Origin of the sequence: Curtobacterium sp. MCBA15_009 (genome assembly GCF_001864895.1) — a bacterium.
Lineage (GTDB): Bacteria > Actinomycetota > Actinomycetes > Actinomycetales > Microbacteriaceae > Curtobacterium.
The window spans coordinates 64,401-84,085 of record NZ_MJGO01000041.1; the positions used below are offsets into that span (position 1 = coordinate 64,401).

Annotated in this window: 15 protein-coding genes; 5 read left to right on the top strand and 10 right to left on the bottom strand. The window is 73.4% G+C overall.

Annotated features, from left to right (window positions below; translation table 11 throughout):
- Positions 1 to 31: 31 nt before the first annotated feature.
- The 4 genes from BIU97_RS16080 to BIU97_RS16095 all read right to left on the bottom strand — a co-directional run bounded on the left by BIU97_RS16080 (position 32) and on the right by BIU97_RS16095 (position 4,557).
- Positions 32 to 1,336: a carbohydrate-binding protein gene (locus BIU97_RS16080; protein ID WP_071298161.1), complete on the bottom strand. Its 1,305-nt coding sequence runs from the start codon at positions 1,334 to 1,336 to the stop codon at positions 32 to 34.
- A 201-nt stretch (positions 1,337 to 1,537) separates the two neighbouring features.
- Positions 1,538 to 2,698, bottom strand: coding sequence for a P-loop NTPase (locus BIU97_RS16085; RefSeq protein ID WP_071298162.1), 1,161 nt, complete (start codon positions 2,696 to 2,698; stop codon positions 1,538 to 1,540).
- Complete coding sequence (locus BIU97_RS16090) at positions 2,691 to 3,185, bottom strand: DUF1003 domain-containing protein (protein ID WP_071263355.1); 495 nt, start codon at positions 3,183 to 3,185, stop codon at positions 2,691 to 2,693. The genes BIU97_RS16085 and BIU97_RS16090 overlap by 8 nt, the downstream gene beginning before the upstream one ends.
- A gap of 52 nt (positions 3,186 to 3,237) precedes the next feature.
- Complete coding sequence (locus BIU97_RS16095) at positions 3,238 to 4,557, bottom strand: magnesium transporter MgtE N-terminal domain-containing protein (RefSeq protein WP_071263352.1); 1,320 nt, start codon at positions 4,555 to 4,557, stop codon at positions 3,238 to 3,240.
- Positions 4,558 to 4,647: 90 nt separating this feature from the next.
- On the opposite strand from BIU97_RS16095, the gene BIU97_RS16100 reads away from it, so the two are divergent.
- On the top strand, positions 4,648 to 5,568 hold the full coding sequence (locus tag BIU97_RS16100) for a general stress protein (RefSeq protein WP_071263350.1): 921 nt from the start codon (positions 4,648 to 4,650) through the stop codon (positions 5,566 to 5,568).
- A gap of 125 nt (positions 5,569 to 5,693) precedes the next feature.
- On the opposite strand, the gene BIU97_RS16105 is transcribed toward BIU97_RS16100, so the two are convergent.
- Complete coding sequence (locus BIU97_RS16105; RefSeq protein WP_083404940.1) at positions 5,694 to 6,209, bottom strand: GNAT family N-acetyltransferase; 516 nt, start codon at positions 6,207 to 6,209, stop codon at positions 5,694 to 5,696.
- A gap of 15 nt (positions 6,210 to 6,224) precedes the next feature.
- A complete protein-coding gene (locus tag BIU97_RS16110) occupies positions 6,225 to 7,709 on the bottom strand; it encodes an aminopeptidase P family protein (RefSeq protein WP_071263347.1) in 1,485 nt (494 codons plus the stop codon).
- Between the two features lie 60 nt (positions 7,710 to 7,769).
- On the opposite strand from BIU97_RS16110, the gene BIU97_RS16115 reads away from it, so the two are divergent.
- Positions 7,770 to 8,651 (top strand): PHP domain-containing protein, encoded by an 882-nt coding sequence (locus BIU97_RS16115; protein ID WP_071298163.1) that lies wholly within the window; start codon positions 7,770 to 7,772, stop codon positions 8,649 to 8,651.
- Between the two features lie 191 nt (positions 8,652 to 8,842).
- On the opposite strand, the gene BIU97_RS16120 is transcribed toward BIU97_RS16115, so the two are convergent.
- Complete coding sequence (locus BIU97_RS16120; RefSeq protein WP_071263341.1) at positions 8,843 to 10,342, bottom strand: DEAD/DEAH box helicase; 1,500 nt, start codon at positions 10,340 to 10,342, stop codon at positions 8,843 to 8,845.
- Positions 10,343 to 10,424: 82 nt separating this feature from the next.
- On the opposite strand from BIU97_RS16120, the gene BIU97_RS16125 reads away from it, so the two are divergent.
- Positions 10,425 to 11,138, top strand: coding sequence for a ferritin-like fold-containing protein (locus BIU97_RS16125; RefSeq protein WP_071263337.1), 714 nt, complete (start codon positions 10,425 to 10,427; stop codon positions 11,136 to 11,138).
- A 41-nt stretch (positions 11,139 to 11,179) separates the two neighbouring features.
- Here the strand turns inward: BIU97_RS16125 and BIU97_RS16130 are convergent, their stop codons facing one another.
- Both BIU97_RS16130 and BIU97_RS16135 read right to left on the bottom strand, forming a co-directional pair.
- The gene (locus BIU97_RS16130) at positions 11,180 to 11,476 is read right to left on the bottom strand and encodes a hypothetical protein (protein WP_071263331.1); all 297 of its coding nucleotides are present in this window, start codon (positions 11,474 to 11,476) and stop codon (positions 11,180 to 11,182) included.
- 4 nt (positions 11,477 to 11,480) lie between these two features.
- On the bottom strand, positions 11,481 to 11,705 hold the full coding sequence (locus BIU97_RS16135) for a DUF3107 domain-containing protein (protein WP_071263329.1): 225 nt from the start codon (positions 11,703 to 11,705) through the stop codon (positions 11,481 to 11,483).
- Between the two features lie 127 nt (positions 11,706 to 11,832).
- Between BIU97_RS16135 and BIU97_RS16140 the strand changes: the two genes are divergently transcribed.
- The gene (locus BIU97_RS16140) at positions 11,833 to 14,991 is read left to right on the top strand and encodes a UrvD/REP family ATP-dependent DNA helicase (protein WP_175472469.1); all 3,159 of its coding nucleotides are present in this window, start codon (positions 11,833 to 11,835) and stop codon (positions 14,989 to 14,991) included.
- A 77-nt stretch (positions 14,992 to 15,068) separates the two neighbouring features.
- On the top strand, positions 15,069 to 18,266 hold the full coding sequence (locus BIU97_RS16145) for a UvrD-helicase domain-containing protein (protein WP_441294402.1): 3,198 nt from the start codon (positions 15,069 to 15,071) through the stop codon (positions 18,264 to 18,266).
- A 327-nt stretch (positions 18,267 to 18,593) separates the two neighbouring features.
- Here the strand turns inward: BIU97_RS16145 and BIU97_RS16150 are convergent, their stop codons facing one another.
- Positions 18,594 to 19,592, bottom strand: coding sequence for a phosphotransferase (locus BIU97_RS16150; RefSeq protein WP_071263618.1), 999 nt, complete (start codon positions 19,590 to 19,592; stop codon positions 18,594 to 18,596).
- Positions 19,593 to 19,685: the final 93 nt, after the last annotated feature.

Sequence of the window (19,685 nt, forward strand, 5' to 3'; positions counted from 1 at the left end):
GCACCGGGCCTCCTGTCCGAAGGGGGTCGCGCTACTTCAGCGCGGCCAGGAAGCGGTCCGTCCAGGCGAGCGCCGTCGACCCGGTGACCGAGTTGCAGGTCGGCGACGCCGTGCTCTGCGCCGAGGGGCACGGGGTGTCGCGGTCGAGCGACCAGGTGTGCACGCCGGCCAGGCCGTGCGACTTCGCGTACGCCGCGACGGTGTCGACGTCGGCGAGGGTGAAGACCTCGTCCTGGGTGTCGTTCACGCCGATCATCGGGGTGACCTCGATCTTCGACGACGCGATGCCGTAGGTGTGCTGCAGGTTGGTGACGGCCTGGATGGTCGACTGGCCCATCTGGCAGGTCGACCCGGAGAGCACGCAGTTCGCGGCGCTCGCCCGGCCGAAGTCCATCGTCATGAGGTTGATCGTGTAGTTCGTCAGGTTCGACGCCTTGATCGCCTTCACGGTGGCGTCACCGGTGCTGTTCAGCCCGCCGAACGAGCCGTCCGACGCGGCCAGGGTCGCGAGGGTGAACGAGAAGCGCAGGCCCGGGTACTTCGCCTGGGCGAGCGCTGCCGCGCTGACGAGGTTCTGCACGTCCGCGGCGGACTGCCCGCTCTCGATGTCGAAGTCGACGCCGATCATGTGCGGGGAGGCGTAGCGGGCGATGAACGACTGCAGCGCCGTGCCGGAACACTTGAACGATCCGGCCGCGCCACCGGTGCTGACGATGTAGTTCACGCCGGCGGCGTCGAGCTTCGCGATGTTGGCGCTGGCGAAGGCGTCGGCGGCGACCCCGCCCCAGTTCTCGCTGCCGCAGGTGCCGGTGGCGAAGGCGAGCGTGATCGCCTTGAGGCCGGGCTCCCGCGTCGACACGAGGCTGTTCGACGACCCGACCACGGGGATCCTGGTGCCCGTGACCGCGGTGTTCATCACGTTCGTGTTCCAGTCGAGGTTCACGGTGATGTCCTTGTACGGGCTGAAGACCAGCCCGCTCGCGGTCCCCGTGCTGCCGTTGCCCGGGGTGGTGGTGCCGCCGCCGGTGCCCGGGTTCGTGGTGCCGCCACCACCGGTGCTGCCGCCGGTGCACGCGCCCGTCGACGTCCAGGGCTGCCCGCTGCCCGTCGCACCGGAGTGCGTGGCGGGGTCGTCGCCCTGCGTCCACCAGTTGGCCTTGTAGTTCGAGCCGTTCTCGCTCACGGTCGCGCCGCCGTTGTAGGCGGTGCCGGCGTTCCAGGCGGACGCGCACGTGGCCGTCGCGGCGACCGCCGGTGCTGCGGCGATCGTCCCTCCCACGACGGCTGCGACGACGGCGGCCACCAGGCCGGTCCGCACTCGGGTGTTCCTGTTCACACGGTTCTCCTGTCCTCGGCCGGACGGCGTCGTCCGGCGGGTGGAGCTCCTGCGGCCCTATTCCGCAAGAGCATTGTGGAATGCCCTTGCATAATGCGCCCAGGTAGAACGACCTGTCCATGAACGAACGTACAGGAATGCGGAACGGGGACCGGGGGAGGCCGTTGCCCCGTCGGCATCGGTCCCGCCCGGCGAGCAGACCTAGGACAGGGACAGCCCGAGCTTCCGACCGGCGAGTCCGCGGCCCATCGTCGTGATCCGGTCGGCGATGCCCGCGAGAGCGGTCGCCGCCGGGTCCTCCGGCGCCCCGAGGACGACCGGCAGGCCGACGTCCCCGCCCTCGCGGAGCGGGACGGACAGCGGCACGCTGCCCAGGACGGGCACGGGGGCGTCCTGCCCGCGGGAGAGCCGCGCTGCGGTCTCCGCCCCACCGCCCTCGCCGAACAGGTGCAGGACCGAGCCGTCGGGCTGCACGAGCCCCGCCATGTTCTCGACGACCCCGATCACCCGCTGCCCGGTCTGCCGTGCGACGACACCGCTGCGTTCCGCGACGTCGGCGGCGGCGGCCTGCGGCGTCGTGACGACCAGGACCTCGGCGTGCGGCAGGAGCTGGCCGACCGAGATCGCGACGTCGCCGGTGCCCGGCGGCAGGTCGAGCAGCAGCACGTCGAGGTCGCCGAACCAGACGTCCGTCAGGAACTGCGACACCGTGCGGTGCAGCATCGGTCCGCGCCACGACACCGCGGTCGAGACGTCGTCGACGAACATGCCGATCGAGACGACCTTCACGTCGTGGGCCACCGGCGGCAGGATCATGCTGTCCACCCGGGTCGGGCGGGGAGCGACACCGTGCGCGTCGGTCAGGCCCATCAACCCCGGCACGCTGAACCCGTGCACGTCGACGTCGACCACGCCGACCCGCAGGCCGCGGCGCGCGAGGGCAACGGCGAGGTTCACGGTGACCGTGGACTTTCCGACGCCGCCCTTGCCGCTCGTGACGGCGATCACCCGGGTCAGCGAGTCCGGGGTGAACTGGACGCCCTTCGGTCGGCCGGCACGCAGGCGCTCGGTGAGCGCGGCCCGGGTGGCCGGGGCCATCACGGACACGTCGACGGCCACGCTCGACACCCCGTCCACGGAACCGGCAGCCGAGCGGATGTCGCGCTCGATCGTGTCGGCGGCCGGGCACCCGACGATCGTGAGCTGCAGGTCGACGCGCACCGAGCCTCCCGGCTGCACGTCGACACCCCGGATCATGTCGAGCTCGGTGACGGGCCGACGGATCTCGGGGTCGATGACGCGGCCGAGCGCGGCGAGGACCGCGGTGCCCAGCTGCTCGTCGGCGCCGGTGGCGTCAGCCACGGGCGGACGTGCTCTCGCCGTCCAACGCTGCCTGTTCGGCGTCGCGACGGTCGAGTTCCTCGAGCAGCGAGCGCAGCTCGGCGCGGATGAAGTCCTTCGAGGCCATGTCGCGCATCGCCAGGCGGAGCGCCACGACCTCCCTGGCGAGGTACTCGGTGTCGGCGAGGTTGCGCTCGGCTCGCTGGCGGTCCTGCTCGAACTGCACGCGGTCGCGGTCGTCCTGCCGGTTCTGGGCGAGCAGGATGAGCGGTGCGGCGTACGAGGCCTGCAGCGAGAGCACGAGCGTCAGGGCCGTGAAGCCGATGGCCGCCGAGTCGAACTGCCACGGCTTCGGCGCCAGGGTGTTGTAGCCCATCCACACCACGCAGAACAGCGTGAGGCCGATGAGGAACCACGGCGTGCCCATGCCGCGGGCGATGCCCTCGGTCGCGCGACCGAAGGTGTCCCCGCGACCACGGCGGCGGGTGGGGAGCACACGCGTGCGCATGCCCTTGGGGGAGTCGAGACGGACCTCTTGCCGGTCACGGTCGCGACGGTTCTCATCCGTTCGTGCCACGGGTGGTCCTCCTTCCCGTCGTCACGGGGGTCTTGCGCGGGCGTTGGCGGGGGAGCGGTGAGGGGACACCGTCGCCCTGACTCCGCCAGTCGTCCGGCAGGACGTGGTCGAGCACGTCGTCGATCGTCACCACCCCGACGAGACGGTGGGCGTCGTCGACCACGGGGACGGACAGCAGGTTGTAGGTCGCCATGATGCGGGTGACCTCGGCGGCGCTCGCATCGACCCGGACCGGTTCGGTCTGCTGGTCGATGAGCGTGCCGAGCCGCTCGTTCGGCGGGTAGCGCAGCATGCGCTGGAAGTGCACCAGCCCGAGGAACCGGCCGGTCGGCGGCTCGTACGGCGGCAGGGTGACGCACACGGCGGCGCCGAGCACCGGCGCGAGCTCGTGCCGACGCACCAGCGCGAGGCCCTCGGCGACGGTGGCGTCCGCCGAGACGATCACGGGCTCGGTGGTCATGAGCCCACCGGCCGTGTCCGGCTCGTACTCGAGGAGCATGCGGACGTCCTGCGCCTCCTCCGGCTCCATGAGCTGCAGCAGCGCCTCGCTCCGGTCGGCGGAGAACTGCGCGAGGACGTCGGCGGCGTCGTCCGGCTGCATCTGGTCGAGGACGTCGGCCGCGCGGGCGTCGGTGAGCCGGGTGAGGATCTCGATGCGCTCCTGGTCGGGCATCTCCTCGAGCACGTCGGCCAGGCGGTCGTCGGGCAGCTCCTCGGAGACCTCGAAGCGGCGCTCGGCCGGCAGGTCGAGCAGCGTCGACGCCAGGTCGGCGGGGAGCAGGTCGGAGTACGCGGCGATGACGTGTTCGGCGGACTGGGCCTCGCCGGGGAGCTCGTCCTCGGTGACCTCGTTCCAGGTCGTGAAGGTCGTCGGCCCCTTGCCGAACGGCGACGGCGTCGTCTTCGGCTTGCGGAGGAAGAGCTGCGCGACCTCCCAGTCGCCCTGCCCGCGGTCCTCGATCGCGACGTCCTCGATGGTGGCGCGGATCCGCTGGTTCTTGATGAGCACCTTGCGGCCGAGCATCTCGGCGATGACGCGGACCTCGCCGCCGCGCTGCTCGAAGCGGCGCATGTTCACGAGGCCGGTGGTGATGACCTGCCCGGCGCCGATCGACGTGATGCGCCCGATGCTGACGAAGATGCGGCGCTTGCCCGGCACCTCGACGATGAGCCCGACGACGTGCGGGGGATCAGCCCGACGGTAGACGACCAGGACGTCCCGGACCCTGCCGACGCGGTCGCCCGCGGGGTCGAAGACGGAGCACCCGGCGAGGCGGGCGACGAAGACCTTCGTGGCGCTCACCCGACCCAGCGTAGTCGCTCGGGTGCGCTGGTCGACGCCTTCCCCGTGCGCGCACGTGTGATCGCAAGGTGTGCGGTGGATGATGGCCGGGTGAGCAATCAGAGCCCCTTCGCCGGCCGGACCGCACAGGCCTTCCCGACGCTGCCCAAGGGCGACGTCCTCGGCACCTACGACAGCTACCCCGACGCGCAGCGCGTCGTGGCGAAGCTCGCCGAGTCGGACTTCCCGGTCAACCAGCTCTCGATCGTGGGCAACGACCTGAAGACCGTCGAGCGGGTCACCGGCAAGATGACCTACGGCCGTGCCGCCATCGCCGGCGCGCTCTCGGGTCTCTGGCTCGGGTTCTTCTTCGGCATCGTGCTGACGCTCTTCTCGCCGCAGGCGGGCGGGCTGTTCTTCGCCGCCGCCCTGATCGGCGCCGCGTTCGGCATGCTCTACGGCATCGTGTCGTTCGCGATCACGAAGCGGCAGCGGGACTTCACGAGCGTGCACCAGGTGCTCGCCACGAACTACCAGATCGTCGTCAACCCGCAGCTCACCGGGCAGGCGCAGAACATCCTCGGTCAGCACGGCGCGACCCCGTCGACGCACTGGAACGACGCCCCAGGCACCGGTGCCCCCGGTGCGCCGTTCCAGGGGCAGCAGCAGCCCTGGCGTCCGGCACCGCCGCAGCAGCCGCCGTACGGCGGACACGCCACGCCCCACCAGGAGCCCCAGCAGCCGCAGCAGCCCGACAGCCGCGCCACCGACGCACCGCGGTACGGCACGAACGACGGCCCGCGCTACGGCACGAACGACGCACCGCGGTACGGCACGAACGACGGCCCGCGCTACGGCGAGACGTCGGGGACCGCCGACGGCGGTTCCGCGCCGACCGCGCCGGCCGTGCCGCCGCGTCGGCCGCAGGACCCGCCGCAGTACGGCGAGCGGGTGCCCGGAGCGCAGTCGCCCGCACCGACACCGTCGCCGGAGTCGGCTCCGGAGCGTCCTGAGGACGACACCCGGCACTGACACGCCGCACCCCACGGTCAGATCGCACGCCGCCCCGGTTCAGGTCGACTGAACCGGGGCGCAGTGCGATCTGAGCGCCCACACGCGGCGCCGCGAGCACCGCGGGCGCCGCGCCCGCGTGTGGGCTAGAGCACCTTCGAGTAGCAGACCGACAACGGAGCGCCGACGTACTGCCCGAAGTTCGCGATCCGGGTGAAGCCCTCGCGCTCGTAGAACCCGACGGCGCGCTTCTGCTCCGTACCGGTTTCGAGCACGAGCGCCGGTGAGCCGAGGTCGAGCGCGGCCTCCTCGAGGCGACGCAGCACCAGCGCGGCGACCCCGGACCCCCGGGACTCCGGCCGGACGTACATCCGCTTCACCTCGGTGATGCCGTCCTCGACGAGGCGCAGCCCGCCGCAGGCGACCGGGGTGCCGGACTCGTCGCGTGCCACGAAGAACACCGCGATCGACTCGGCGGTCGGCTTCTCGCCCGGCTCGGTGTCGGTCCCGTACGCACGCAGGATCTCGAGTCGTTGGGCGGCACGCAGGCGCTGGGCGTCCGGCGAGTCGAAGTGCTCGACCTCGATCGTGAACGCTTCGGCAGGCGCAGCTGCACTCGGGGTCGCGGGCACCGTCGCACGCGGGGGAGAGGCTTCGGGCATCGTCACCCGTCCAGGCTAGCGGCCGGACCGGGCGATCCACCCCTCCACTTCCGAGGGGGTCCGGGGGATGCCGACCGACAGGTTCTCGGCGCCGTCCTCGGTGACGAGGATGTCGTCCTCGATGCGCACGCCGATGCCGCGGAACTCCTCCGGCACGGTCAGGTCGTCCTGCTGGAAGTACAGGCCGGGCTCGATCGTGAACACCATGCCGGCCTGCACGACGCCGTCGAGGTAGAGCTCGCGACGGGCCTTCGCGCAGTCGTGCACGTCGAGGCCGAGGTGGTGGCTGGTGCCGTGCACCATGTAGCGGCGGTGGAACTGGTTGTCCGGCTCGAGGGACTCCTCGGCGGAGACGGGCAGGAAGCCCCACTCGGCGGTCTTCCGCGCGATGACCTCCATCGCGGTGGCGTGCACCTGCCGGAAGGTGATGCCCGGCTTGACGATCGAGAACGCGGCGTCGGCTGCCTCGAGCACGGCCTCGTAGACCAGGCGCTGCACGGGCGAGAAGGTGCCGCTGACCGGCAGCGTGCGGGTGATGTCGGCGGTGTAGAACGAGTCGACCTCGACACCGGCGTCGATGAGGATGAGGTCGCCCGGCTGCACGGCGCCGTCGTTGCGGGTCCAGTGCAGGATGCAGGCGTGGTGGCCCGAGGCAGCGATGGTGTCGTAGCCGACCGTGTTGCCGTCGGCGCGGGCGCGGCGGTTGAACGTGCCCTCGACGATGCGCTCGCCGCGCGGGTGCGCGAGGACGGCGTCGAAGTCGGCGATGACGTCGTCGAAGCCGTGCTTCGTGGCCTCGACCGCCTTGCGGAGCTCGTTGACCTCGTACGGGTCCTTCACGAGACGCAGCTCGGAGAGGTCCCGCGCCAGGACGTCGTCGGTCGCCGGCGCCTCGGCGGTCTCGAGGGCGCCGCCGATCGCACTGCCGATGCGGGCGTCGAGCGAACGGGTCAGGTCGTCGTCGGCTTCCCGCACGAGGAGCGCCGAGCCGTCGAGCTCGTCGGCCACCGCGGTGAAGGCGCCGAGGTCGGCGGTGGCGAGGCCGAGGTCGGCGGCGACCGCGCCGAGCGAGGGACGGGGGCCGACCCAGAACTCGCCGATCTCCGGGTTGGCGTAGAACTCCTCGGAGTCGCGGCCGGCGGTGGCGCGGAAGTACAACGTGGCGTCGTGCCCGGAGCCGTTCGGCGTCATCACGAGCACGGAGCCGACGACGGTGTCGGTGCCCCAGCCGGTGAGGTGGGCGAAGGTCGAGTGCGGGCGGAACGGGTAGTCGCAGTCGTTCGAGCGGACCTTGGCCTGTCCGGCCGGGACGACGATGGTGCGGCCCGGGTGCAGCGCGGAGATGCGCGCACGGCGCTCGGCGGCGTGGGCGGCCTGCTCGCGCGGTTCGCCGAGCGGCTGCTCGCGGTCGGCCCACTGCGACCCGATGAAGTCCTTGAAGGTCGATGACCCGGGGGTCGTGGATCGGTTGCTCGTCGCGCGGGGAGTCGTGTCGGCCATGCCCCCATCATCGCACCGCCCGGCACCGGCGGCCGATCGGGGTGCCGACCTGTGGATAGCATGGACGACGTGCCCGATCCGTTCATCGACCTGCACGCCCACTCGAGCGTGTCCGACGGCACCGAGCGCCCGGCGGAACTCGTCCGGGCCGCCGCCGCCGCGGGCCTCGACGCGGTCGCGCTGACGGACCACGACACGACCGCGGGCTGGGACGACGCCGCCTCTGCCGCGCGCGAGCTGCCGCTGACGCTCGTGCCCGGTCTCGAGCTGAGCACCCGGGTCGGGTGGCGGAGCGTGCACGTCCTCGGCTACCTGGTCGACCCGCTGGACCCCGACCTGCTCGCCGAGACCGAGGGGATCCGCGACGGCCGCCGGTCGCGTGCCCGCCGCATGGTCGACCGCATCGGCGAGGACCACCCGATCACCTGGGACGACGTCATCGCCCAGGCCAGCCCCGGCGCCACCATCGGCCGCCCGCACATCGCGGACGCCCTCGTCGCGCGCGGCCTCGAACCCGACCGCAGTGCGGCGTTCCGCGGGATCCTGCACCCGGCGTCCGGCTACTACGAACCGCACGACGCACCGTCGCCCCTGCGTGGCGTCGAGCTCATCCGTCGCGCCGGCGGCGTCCCCGTCATCGCACACCCGGCGGCGTCGTCCCGCGGCATCGTCATCGACGAGCCGATGCTCCGCGACCTCGTCGACGCGGGGCTCGGCGGCCTCGAGGTCGACCACCGCGAGAACCTGTCCCACGGCAAGCGCACGTTGCTCGACTGGGCGACGCGCTACGGCCTGTTCGTGACCGGGTCGAGCGACTACCACGGCACCGGCAAGCCGAACCGCCTCGGGGAGCACCGCACGTCGCAGGCCGCCTTCGACACCATCCGGTCGCAGGGCACCGGCAGCAGCCCCGTGGTCGGCCCCGGCTCCCGCCTGTCCTGACCCGAGTCTCGTCACCGTCGCTCCGTCCCACCGAAGCGACAGATCTCGCACGGCGCGGCCTGACCGCTCCGCGGGAGCGACAGATCTCCGCCGACAGTTCGCGGCGTTCTGTCGCTTCCGCGGGCGCAGTCCGCGGGTGGGGACGACGAAGGGCCCGTCGCGTCAGCGACGGACCCTTCGGTCTGGAGGCGCTACTCGCCGTCCGACGTGCCCTGCGGCGCCGAGGCGGTCGCCGCGGCGTCACCGGAGCCGGCTCCGCGACGACGGCGGCGACGGCGGCGCTTCGCGGCGCCGTCCGTGGTCGCGCCCTCGGCCGACGTGCCCTCGGTGGGTGCGGACGTGGGAGCCGCGGACTCGGGTGCGGAGGCCTCGGCGGCGGGCTGCTCCGGGCCTCCTGACCGGGAACGGCTGCGCGAGCGCGAACGCGACGCGTCACGCGGACCGGAGGCCGGTCGGTCGCCGCCCCGCTTCTCGGCGGGACCGCCGGCGGACGCGGCGTGCGACGAGGCGCCGGGCAGGCGGCCCTTCGTGCCCTTCGGGATGTCGAGCTCCTCGAACAGGTGCGGCGACGACGAGTAGGTCTCGACGGGCTCGGGGATGCCGAACTCGAGGGCCTTGTCGATCAGGGTCCACTTGTGCAGGTCGTCCCAGTCGACGAACGTGACCGCGATGCCGGTCTTCCCGGCACGGCCGGTGCGTCCGGCACGGTGCAGGTAGGTGTCCGGGTCGTCCGGGATCGTGTGGTTGATGACGTGCGTGACGTCGTCGACGTCGATGCCGCGGGCCGCGACGTCGGTGGCGATGAGCACGTCGCGCTTGCCGGCCTTGAAGGCGGCCATCGCGCGCTCGCGCTGCTCCTGGTTGAGGTCACCGTGCACCGCTGCGGCGTTGAACCCGCGGTCCTTCAGCTCCTCGACCAGCTTCGCCGCGGCACGCTTCGTGCGGGTGAAGATCACGGTCTTGCCGCGGCCCTCGGCCTGCAGGATGCGGGCGATGACCTCGTCCTTGTCGAGCGAGTGCGCGCGGTAGATGACGTGCTTGATGTTGGCCTGCATGAGGCCCTCGTCCGGGTCCGTCGCGCGGATGTGCACCGGGCGGCTCATGAACCGGCGGGCGAGCGCCACGATCGGCGCGGGCATCGTGGCCGAGAACAGCATCGTGTGCCGGACCTCGGGGACGGCCTGGAAGATGCGCTCGATGTCCGACAGGAACCCGAGGTCGAGCATCCGGTCGGCCTCGTCGAGCACGACCTCCTGCACGTGGGAGAGGTCGAGGAGCCGCTGGCGCTGCAGGTCGATGAGACGGCCCGGCGTGCCGACGACGATCTGCGCGCCGGCCTTCAGCTGCTCGATCTGGCCCTCGTACGCCTTGCCGCCGTAGATCGCCGCGATGGTGGTCGGGCGGTTCGACGTGGCGACCTCGAGGTCCTCGGTGACCTGCACGGCGAGTTCGCGGGTCGGCACGACGACGAGTGCCTTCACGCCGGGCGCCGGGTCGGCACCGAGGCGCTGGATGAGGGGGAGGCCGAAGCCGAAGGTCTTGCCGGTACCCGTCTTGGCCTGGCCGATGATGTCCTGGCCGGTGAGGGCGAGCGGGATCGTCTGCTGCTGGATCGGGAAGGGCTCGAGGATGCCCTTGCCCGCGAGCGCGTCGACGATGTCCTGCTCGATGGAGAGGTCTGCGAAAGTCAATGGATCACCTTAGTCCTGGTGGAAGTCCCGGCCAGTCTACCGACGGGCGGGTGCGCCGGGGTCCGCCCCCTATGCTGGACGCGTGGTGTCGTGGTGGAACCGGAAGCGCGCGGCGCAGCTCGCAGCCGCGTGGTTGGCGTCGCGGAACCCGCGGAACGCCCAGGTGGAGCGGCTCGCGCTCGACGACGTCAGCCCCGAGCTCGACGTCTACCTGGGCCAGGCCGCCTACCTGCAGCTCTCCGTCTACGAGACGATGGGCCGCGCGGGTGCCTCGGCCCCGACGATGTCCGGACGCCTCGTGACCGGAGTCCTCGCGACGACGGCGCTCGAGCGGCACCGCACGATCGTCGCCGAGATCGAGCGCATCGGCGCCGAGCCCGCGGCCCTGATGGCCCCGCACCGCGAGGCGATCGACCTGTTCCTCGAGCGCACGAGCGGCGCCGACTGGTACGAGTCGATCCTGACCGGCTACGTCACGGCCGGCATCCTCAACGACCTGTTCGGCAACCTGCTCCGCTCGCTGCCGATCGACGTGCGGCAGCGGCTGCGCACCGTGTTCGACGCGCGTGAGGAAGCCGCCGTGGTCGAGGAGCTCACCGCACGCATCGCCGAGGACCCGGAGGTCGGGTCACGGCTGGCGATGTGGGGCCGCCGGCTCGTCGGGGACACCCTGCTCGTCGCACGATCGGCGCTCGCGTCGCACGCCCGCGAGGACCAGGAGCGGCTCGAGCCGGTCTGGACCGAACTCATCGCCGCGCACACCCGACGGATGGACGCGCTCGGCCTGACGGCCTGACGGCCGGTCCGCCTGCCGTTCGTCGGCTGCGGTCGCCCGGGTCAGGCGCCGCGGGTCTTCAGCCGGTCGTAGAACTCGGCGTCACGCCTGGTGCGCTGCCGGCCGAGCACGAACTCGACGACCAGCGCCGCCGCGGCGGCGCCGAGCAGCGCCACGACCCAGATCCAGGTGCCGTCGTACGGCCACCCGGCCCAGGTCAGGGCCTCCCAGAGGACGGCGGCGACGATGCCGCCGACCGCCGGGCCGACCAGGGTGCCGCGGGTCGCACGCCAGGGCAGCACCACGTGCGCGATCGCACCGAGGATGACGCCGCCGAGGACGGCGAAGAGCAGCTCCACGTCGTCAGGCGACGAAGCCGATGCGGCGTGCTTCCTCGGCGCCGACCTCGACGTAGGCGAGCGACGCGACCGGCACGATGAACCGGCGGCCCTTCTCGTCCTGCAGCGACAGGTGCGTCGCCTGCTCGGCGAGGGCCTGCGACACGGCCTTCTCGATCTCGTCGGCGGTCTGGGAGGTCTCGAACGCGATCTCGCGCGGGCTGTTGATGATGCCGATCTTGATGTCCACGACGACAGCGTATCCGAGCGGCCCCGGACGGTCCGGGCCGTTCGCCGCGGGCGCACTCGCCGTCCCCGCCCGCCGCTCCCGCGCGTCGGGGGCCTGCCCTGTCGGCGGCGGTCGGTACCGTACGAGCGTGCCGCAGACCACGCTGACGCCCGCCCCCGCCCCCGCACACGCCGGGCCCGCGCGTGCGCTGACCGACGACGCCGCACAGGCCGCGGTGCTCGCCCTGCCCGACGGCCGGCACGCCGCCGTGTTCGGCGCCCCGGGCACCGGCAAGACCACGACGCTCGCCCGCTTCGTCGCCGACCGGATGCACCGCGCGGACGCGATCAGCCCCGACGGCCACGCGACCGTCCTCGCGCTGACCTCGTCGCGCACCGCGGCGACGGCGCTCCGCGACCGGCTCGCGGCGGCCGTCGACCGGGTCGTCCCCGGCGCCCTCGCACGGACGGTCAACTCGCTGGCGTTCCAGGTCGTCGCGCACGCCGCGGCGGTGCAGGGGCAGGACGCGCCGACGCTCCTGACCGGCGGCGAACAGGACCGGATCATCGCCGACCTGCTCGCCGGGCACGAGGTCGACGGCACGGGTCCGGCGTGGCCCGACCCGATCACGAGTGTCGTGCGGGAGCGCGCCGGCTTCCGGACCGCGCTCCGCGACGTCATGATGCGGGCGGTCGCCGCCGGGGTGGAACCCGAGGACATGCGCGAGCTGGCCGACGAGCACGGTCGCCCCGAGTGGCGGGCGATCGGCGACTTCGTCGACGACTACCGGGCGTCGGTGACGGCGTTCCGCGCGACCAGCCTGGACTCCGGCGAACTCGTGGCCTTCGCCACGGCCGCGGTCCTGCGCGGCGAGCTCCCGGCCGACGTGGCCGCCCTGCGGGTGGTCGTCGTCGACGACACACAGGAGCTCGTCGAGGGCGAGATCGCGCTCCTCGGCGCCCTGGCCCGCTCCGGCGTGCAGGTCGTCGCGTTCGGCGACCCCGACATCGCCGCCTCGGCCTTCCGCGGCGCCGAGCCCGACGTGCTCGGCCGGCTCGCCGTGCGGCTCGGGGTCGACCGGGTCGACGACCTGTTCCTCGGCACGGTCCACCGGCACCCGGCCGCGATCCGCGCGCTCGTCTCCGGCGTGACCGCGCGCATCGGCACGGCGGCCGCCGGACGGCAGCGCGCCGCCACCGCCGGCCCGGACGACCGGCCCGACGCCGTCCTGCACCTCGAGGCGGCGAGCCGTTCCGCGCTCGTCGTCGCGATCGCCCGACGGCTCCGCGAACACCGGCTGCTCGACGGCGTCCCGTGGCACCGGATGGCCGTCGTCACCCGCAGCGGTGCGGCGATCCCGGAGCTCGTCCGCGCCCTGTCGGTGGCCGAGGTGCCCGCGACCGCCGGTGCCGCGCCCGTGCGGCCACGCGACGACTCCGCGGCGCGTGCCCTGCTCGACGCCGCTGCGGTCGCCCTCGGCGTCCTGCCGCTCGACGCCGCCCTCGCGACGGCCTTCGCGACCGGACCGCTCGGCGGGCTCGACACGCTGGCGATGCGCCGCCTGCGGTTGGCGCTGCGTCGCGAGGAACTCGCGGGCGGGGGCACCCGCACCGCCGACGAGCTCCTCGTCGACGCGCTCGGCGCCCCGGAACGCCTGGCCACGCTCGACGCCGGGTTCGCCCGCCGTGCGACGCGGCTCGCCCGCAGCCTGGTGCAGGCGCACATCGACGCCGACGCCGGCGCGAGCATCGAGGAGATCCTCTGGGGGCTCTGGGAACGCAGCGGCCTGGCCCGCACCTGGGGTGCGCAGTCCGCGGCCGGTGGCGTCGGCGCGGGCGAGGCCGACCGGCACCTCGACGCCGTGGTCGGGCTGTTCACCGCGGCGAAGCGGTTCGTCGAGCGCACCCCGGACGCCCCGGCGCGCGTCTTCGTCGACGACCTGCTCGGAGCCGACCTGCCCGAGGACTCCATCGGCCCGGACCGCACCGCCGGCCGCGTGCGGGTGCTCACCCCGTCGGCGACGGTCGGGCTCGAGTGCGACGTCGTCGTGGTGCTCGGGCTGCAGGACGGCGTCTGGCCGAACACCCGGGTGCGCGGCAGCCTGCTCGACCCGGACGGCCTGGTGCGCGCAGCAGCCGGCGTCGAGCGGTCGCCGATCGACGACCGCGCCGCCGTGGTCGCCGACGAGCTCCGGCTCTTCGCCCGCGCCGTCTCCCGCGCGACGACGCAGGTCGTGATCGGCACCGTCGCGAACGACGACGAGTCCCCGTCGCCCTTCGTCCGTCTCGTGCCCGTGCCGCCGGACCGCCAGCCGACCGTGCACCCGCTCTCGTTGCGCGGGCTCGCCGGGTCGCTGCGCCGTCGGGTCGTCGCCTCGGGCGACCACGAGGCGGCGTCGGCGCTCGCCCGCCTGGCCGAGGCCGAGGTGCCCGGTGCGTCGCCGGACGACTGGTACGGACTCGCCGAACCGACCACCGACGAGCCCCTGGTGGACCTCGACGCCGACCCGGTGCCCGAGGTCGAGGGCGGCGAACCGGTGGCACCCACCGTGTCGGTCTCGCCGTCGCGGATCGGCACCTTAGAGGAGTGCCCGGTGCACTGGTTCGTGCAGACCTTCGGCGGCGGGGCCCCGAGTCCGGCGATGGGCATCGGCACGATCGTGCACGAGGCGATGGAGCACGCCACCGCGATCGACGTCGAGTCGCTGTGGCAGCGGGTCGAGGCCCGGTGGGACGAGCTCACCTTCGAGTCCCCGTGGGTCGCCGACCGCGAGCGCGCCCGCACCCGGCGGATGATCGAGGGACTGAGCGACTACCTGCGCACCTTCGCCGGTGCCGGTCGTCGGGTGCTCGGCGCCGAGACCTCGTTCGCCCTGGTGACCGGGCCGGCCCGGATGCGCGGCAGCATCGACCGCATCGAGGTCGACCCCGAGGGGCGCGTGAGCGTCGTCGACCTGAAGACCGGCCGCTGGATGCCGAGCGAGAAGAACGACATGCCGGAGCACCCGCAGCTCGGCGCGTACCAGCTCGCGGTCGAGGACGGCGCGGTCGAGGGCGTGCCCGCCGGATCGCCGATGACGGACGCGCGCCTGGTGTTCGTGCAGAACCCGCGGTCCGGGCGGGCGTACTCGGAACGCACGCAGCACGCCTTCGACGCCGAGGCCCGCGACGCCTACCGCGAGCGGTTGCACGAGGTCGCGCGGGGGATGGCCGGCCGGACCTTCCTGGCGAACGTCGACGACCACTGCGAGAAGGCCCGCACCGGCGTCGAGTGCCGCATCCACGTGGTCGCGGAGGTGACTTGGTGACCGACACGACCGACACGACCGACGTGACCGATGTGACCGACACGGTGGACACAGCCGCGAGCGCGGAGCCCACCCCGGTGGTCCGGCACGGCGCCGATGCCGTCGCGGACGCGCTCGGCCGCCCCCGCCCCACAGCACAGCAGCGCGCCGTCATCGAGTCGCCGCTCGCCCCGGCGCTCGTCGTCGCCGGGGCCGGCAGCGGCAAGACCGAGACCATGGCCTCGCGCGTGGTCTGGCTCCTCGCCAACGGCCTGGTCCGTCCCGACGAGGTCCTCGGCCTGACGTTCACCCGCAAGGCCGCCGGTGAGCTGTCGGTCCGGATCAACGACCGGATCCGAGCGCTCGAGGACGTCGGCCTGGTCACCGCCGGCGACGCGTTCGAGGCGCCGACCGTGTCGACCTACAACGCGTTCGCCAACGCTGTCTTCCGCGAGAACGCCCTGCTCGTCGGGCGCGACGGGGAGTCGCAGGTGCTCACCGAACCGTCCGCGTGGCAGCTCGCGCGCCGGGTCGTCGTCGCCGCCCGCGACGACCGGCTGGCCGGCCTCGACCGCGACGTCGACACCCTGACGGCCGCCGTGGTGGCGCTCGCCGGTGCCACGTCGGAGCACCTCGTCGACCCTGACGACCTGCGCCGCTTCGCCATCGAGTTCTCCGAGCTGCTCGAGCTCCCCGGCAACCGCGGCAAGCCGTACAAGGCGATCACCGACGCCGTCGCCGCGATCGGGTCGCTCGAACCGCTGGCCGACCTGGTCGTCGAGTTCCGACGGCAGAAGGTCGACCGCGGCTTCGTCGAGTTCTCCGACCAGATCGCCCTGGCGCTGGCCGCCGCCGAGTCCGCGCCGCGCGTCGTGACCGAGCTCCGGCAGCGGTACCGGGTCGTGCTGCTCGACGAGTACCAGGACACCTCGGTCGTGCAGACCCGGTTCCTCGCACGGCTGTTCCGCGACCACCCGGTGATGGCCGTGGGGGACCCGCACCAGTCGATCTACGGGTTCCGCGGCGCGAGTGCGGCCAACCTCGCCCGGTTCCCGCGCGACTTCGGCGGGAGCGACGCCGGATCGCCCACCCCGGTCACGTTCGCGCTCTCGACGAGCTGGCGGAACCCGGTCGACGTCCTCGCTGCCGCGAACGCGGTCGTGGAACCGCTGTCAGCGGCGTCCGAGGTGGCGGTCGAGCGGCTGGCACCGCGACCCGGTGCGGACGCCGGTCGGGTGGACGTCGTGTTCCCGGAGACCCTGCCGGACGAGGCCGACGCCGTCGCGACCTGGTTCCGGGGCCACCGCGAGCGGGACCCCGGCGCGTCGATGGCCCTGCTGCTCCGCGCACGGAAGGACCTCGCCGCCTTCACGGCGGCGCTCGGTGCCCGCGGTGTGCCGTACCACGTGCTCGGTACCGGTGGGCTGCTCCAGCGCCCCGAGATCGTCGACCTCGTCGCCTGCCTGCGGGTGCTGCACGACCCGTCCGCCGGCAACGACCTCATCCGGCTGCTCGCCGGCTCCCGGTGGCGGGTCGGCGCGGCGGACGTCGTCGCCCTGCACCACCTGGCCCGGTGGCTGTTCCAGCGGGACCACTCGCAGCAGCGCCTCGACGACGAGCTCACCGCGGCCTTCCGGGCCTCCGTCGCCGCGGGTGAGCACGGGTCGATCGTCGACGCCCTCGACTTCGTCGCGACGGCCCCGGACGAGCACGGCGCGCTCGAGGGCATCACCGCGGCCGGACGTGCCCGGATGCGCGCCCTGGGCGGTCAGCTCGCGGCCCTGCGCTCCCGCGCCGGCGGCGACCTCGTCGACTTCGTGACGCTCGTCGTGCAGGAGATGCGCCTCGACATCGAGGTCGCGGCGCACGAGCAGGGCAGCGGCGCCTACCTCGACGCGTTCGTCGACGAGCTCGCCGGTTTCGTCGCGACCGACGACCGGGCGGACCTCGGGTCGTTCCTCGGCTGGATCGACGCCGCCGCCCGCCGCGACGACATGGGTCCGCGGTCCGAGGAACCCGAGGCCGGGACGGTCCAGATCCTGACGATCCACGGCTCGAAGGGCCTCGAGTGGGACGCCGTCGCCGTGCCCCGCATGGTCGAGGGCGGGCTGCCGGCACGACCCCAGGAGGGCTCGTCCGGGTGGCTCGGCTTCGGTCGGCTGCCGTACGAGTTCCGGGGCGACGCCGCCGAGCTCCCGGCCCTCGGCTGGCGCGGCCAGGAGACCCAGAAGGACGTCACCACCGCGATCGACGCCTTCAAGGAACAGGTCAAGGCCCGCAACGAGGACGAGGAACGCCGACTCACCTACGTCGCGCTGACCCGGGCCCGGCACGACCTGCTCGTCTCCGGGTCGTTCTGGGCAGGCGGGGTGAAGCCGACCGAGCCGAGCCGGTACCTGCGCGACCTCGTCGACGCGGGCGTGCTCGACGGTGCCGCGATCCCCGAGACGACCGTGCACGAGGAGAACCCCCTCGGGGCCGACGGCGCCACGCAGACCTGGCCGCACGTGCCCTTCGGGCAGCGCGCCCCGCGGGTGCTCGCGGCGGCCGAGCGCGTCCGGAACGCCAACCCCGGTGCCGCCGGCCGGTTCGCCGCCGACATCGACCTGCTGCTCGCGGAGCGCCGCGCCACCCGCGACGCGAAGCACGCGGTGGTCGTCCCGCACCGCGTGCCGGCCTCCGGCTTCAAGGACTACCTCTCCGAACCGGACGCGGTCGCCGAGCGACTCCGACGCCCGATGCCGGAACGGCCGTACCGCGCCACGCGGCTCGGCACGCTCTTCCACCAGTGGGTCGAGCAGCGCGCCCGGAGCGGCGGGTCCCTCGAGACCCTCGACGTCTGGGACGGCGAGTCGGACCTGGACACCGACGACCTTCCCGACGCGTCACCGGACGCCGTGGTCACCGACGACGACGCCCGTCGGCTCGCCGACTTCCAGGCCACCTTCGCCCGGTCACGCTGGGCCGGGCGGACCCCCGTCGAGGTCGAGCGGGAGATCCACATCCCGTTCCTCGGGCACAGTGTCGTCTGCAAGCTCGACGCCGTCTACGAGATCGACGGGCGTGCCGAGGTCGTCGACTGGAAGACCGGCAAGGCGCCGACGGGCGCCGACGACCTCGCGCGCCGCACCCTGCAGCTCGCGCTGTACCGCGTCGCGTACGCCGAGTTCACCGGCCGTCCGCTCGACGAGGTCGATGCGGTGTTCTACTTCGTCGCCGACGACTTCGAGGTGCGGCCGACGGAGCTGCTGGACCGTGCCGGACTCGAGCGTGCCTGGCGGCAGGCGATCGGCTGACCACCGGGGTCGTGCGTCCGACGCGCGCTGCGCCGGTCGAGCCCAGCGCCGGTCGAGCCCAGCGCCGGTCGGACCTCGTGCCGGTCCGGCCGCGCGCCCGTCGGGATCCGTGACGGTCCGGCCGCGCACCGGTCGGGCCGCGCACCGGTCGGGCCGCGCACCGGTCGGGACCTGCGCCGGTCACGCTGCGTGCCCGACGCGCTCCGCACTGGAGGCCCGGTGCCGGTCCGCCGGGCCGGCACCGGGCCTCCAGACGGTCACGTCCGGTGACCCGGCGCGACGGTCGACGCGGCGACGGTCGACGCGGCGACGGAGCAGGCCGTGCGGTCAGCCGTGCCGACGCTCGGTCGACGACAGCAGCTGCTCGACCTCGCCGATCTCCATCGTGTCGGGGGAGACGGACTGCAGCGGCTCGGCGCTCGGTGCGTGCACCGCGTCGACCAACCGGTGCATCATCGCGACCGCGTCGTCCACGATCTCGGTGCTCTTCGCCTGCACGCCGTGCAGCAGCCAGTGCGCCGTCTCGAGCTCGTGGTGCACCCGCGCGCGCTGCGCGAGCTGGCGGTCCCGGCCGCCGCCGTTCGCCTCGTAGGCGCTGAGGACGGTGTCGAAGGCGTCGCGACTGCCGGCGAGGACCCACGCCAGGTCCTTCGCGGGGTCACCGAGGCGCAGCTCGCCCCAGTCGAGGACTCCGCTGACGGCGTCGCCGTCGACGAGCAACGCACCCGTGCCGAGCGAGCCGTGCACGACGGTCGGGGTGAACTGCCAGAGCTGCTGGTCGCGGGCCGCGCCCTCCCAGCGCTCGACGAGGGCGGCGGGGACGAGCTTCGTCGCCACCGCGCGGTCCATCACCGAGACGGCGGACCGCAGCACCTCGAACGGCGTCAGCGACGGCAGGCCGGCGTCCGAGACGAAGCTCGTCGGCAGCTGGTGCACGGCCGCGACGGCGCGGCCGACGCTCGTCGCGAGGTCCGGCTGCTCCGCGAGCGAGCGCAGGGTCGGGTGCGTGCCCGGCAGGCTGGTGGTGACGATGGCGCGGGTCGACCCGATCGGGGCCTGGCCGCGGTACTCGACCACGCCGAACGGCAGCCGCGTGCGGATCCCGGCGCTCAACGCCCGGATCGCGACGAGGTCCGCCGACTGCCGTGCCTCGGCCCGCTGGTTCCGCGGGCGGCGGATGACCAGCTCGACGCCGTCGGCGTCGCGGAGGAGGGCGGACTCGTAGTCGCCGGCCGCGGCCGAGCCGAGCGTGCGCGTGCCCGTGACGACGAGACCGGGCACGGCCGTCGTCGCCAACGCGGCTAGAGTGAACTGGGATCCCGCCATGCCCATCAGGGTAGGTCCGTGTCGTCGCCTTCGGGGCGCGCCACGCTGACCCGGGCGCTCCCGGCCGAAGCCGCTGATCTGAGGAGCCCTCTG